Origin of the sequence: Holdemanella porci, assembly GCF_009696075.1 — a bacterium.
GTDB lineage: Bacteria > Bacillota_I > Bacilli_A > Erysipelotrichales > Erysipelotrichaceae > Holdemanella > Holdemanella porci.
This window is the reverse complement of the sequence record NZ_VUMR01000124.1, coordinates 1-1,262: the sequence shown is the minus strand read 5'-3', so window position 1 is coordinate 1,262 and position 1,262 is coordinate 1. Positions and strand designations below refer to the sequence as shown.

Annotated in this window: 1 protein-coding gene; it reads left to right on the top strand. The window is 37.3% G+C overall.

Going from position 1 to position 1,262, the window contains the following annotated elements; genetic code table 11:
* Nucleotides 1-514 precede the first annotated feature (514 nt).
* On the top strand, nt 515-1,262 hold a 748-nt coding region (locus tag FYJ55_RS10685; RefSeq protein ID WP_154556803.1), incomplete at its 3' end, for a hypothetical protein.

The window sequence follows — 1,262 nt, the reverse complement described above, 5'->3', positions numbered from 1 at the left end:
ATGCACAAGAATCTACAATATCCAGGACAGTCATGTTCAATATCTCATTCTATTTTTAATGTGATTGGTTCCTTATCAAATCAAATTCGAGATGTTTTACCTGTCCTATAAATATACTAGCATCAAGCACCTGCATCTAAGAACATCTGCAATTACATCTCGAATGCATAGAACAAAGAGACTCAATGTTTCTTTGTTTTTTTGTGCTTTATTGAGCACGAATAAGTAAACGTAATTCTTAGTTTCATGAAACGAAAGCAAATCTTTTTTGTAAACGTAACGCTTAGTTTAAGATTACGAAAACAGATTATTTTGCTAAACGTAACGCTTAGTTTAAGAAACTAGAAACAAGATATTTTCGTAAACGTAACGCTTAGTTTCTTAACGTAACGCTTAGTTTCACGAAAACACTACTCCGTTGAAGCAGCTGTTCGATAACATCCCACAGGTAATCATGCACCATCCAGATTCTGGAACTTCGATTCCACAGATTACATATCTGGTCGTAAGTTGTATGCCAAACAGCAACTTTTCAACCTTGTATAGACAGATTGGAGAAGCCATTGATAATGCTTTAGGTAATCCCGAACCTATCTATGAAGTCATGATTAACAAGAAGTGCAAAAGCCTTGCAGACAAGCAATTGAAAGTCTGCCAGCTTATCGAAATGTTCTCGGTTGGAACCATCGTTTTAGATGAAATCCAGCTTATCGACTTCAACACCAATAGAGAAAACAGCTACGAAGGACTTTTAGGTATCGTCAATAAGACAAAGGTTGCCTTGAGTGTAGTTGGAACAGACGAAGCCTATAAGAAGCTGTTTACGATGCTGAGAAATGCACGTAGAGCAGGTGACTTCATTGACGCTTCTGCATATACGACAGACAAGGATTATTTCAACATGCTGGTGAATATGCTTTTGACTTGGCAATGGCTTGATACACCGATTCAATGGTCCAAAGAACTTTCAGACACTTTGTATGAGTGCTCAGGAGGTATCATTAACATGCTGATTTGGTTGTACAAATGGATCATGCTGGAATACATTGACAGCAAGTCCAAAGGGAAGATTGAGATCATAGACAAGAAGTTCATTGTACGTGTTAACAACAAGCATTTCAAACAGTTGAAAGGTGCTATCGACATTGTTAATCAAGCAAGAACTGAAGAACTTGAAGATGAACGTATTCTTACGATTGCTGAGGAAGAGAAGAACAAATATCAAATGCCTGAATCCAACATCAGCAACATGGTTTATGAGA